We start from the raw sequence: 321 nt of genomic DNA, 5'->3' as shown, positions 1-321 counted from the left end.
CGGTTTAGCCTCTTCCGCTTTCGCTCGCCACTACTCACGGAATCACTATTGTTTTCTCTTCCTGTGGGTACTGAGATGTTTCACTTCCCCACGTTCCCTCCACACCGTCTATATATTCAACGGCGGGTAACACGACATCACTCGTGCTGGGTTTCCCCATTCGGAAATCCTCGGATCTCAGCTCGGTTGACAGCTCCCCGAGGCTTATCGCAGCCTCCTACGTCCTTCATCGGCTCCTGGTGCCAAGGCATCCACCGTACGCTCTTACACACTTACTAACAAAGATGCTCGCGTCCACTGTGCAGTTCTCAAACAACACAC

1 rRNA gene is annotated in these 321 nt (G+C 53.0%); it reads right to left on the bottom strand.

Going from position 1 to position 321, the window contains the following annotated elements:
* Window positions 1–278, bottom strand: a 23S ribosomal RNA gene (locus IG65_RS0134165); the annotation flags it as partial.
* Window positions 279–321: the final 43 nt, after the last annotated feature.

Source organism: Nocardia sp. NRRL WC-3656 (assembly GCF_000720265.1).
In the GTDB taxonomy this organism is placed as follows: domain Bacteria; phylum Actinomycetota; class Actinomycetes; order Mycobacteriales; family Mycobacteriaceae; genus Nocardia; species Nocardia nova.
This window is presented reverse-complemented; position numbering and strand designations above follow the sequence as displayed.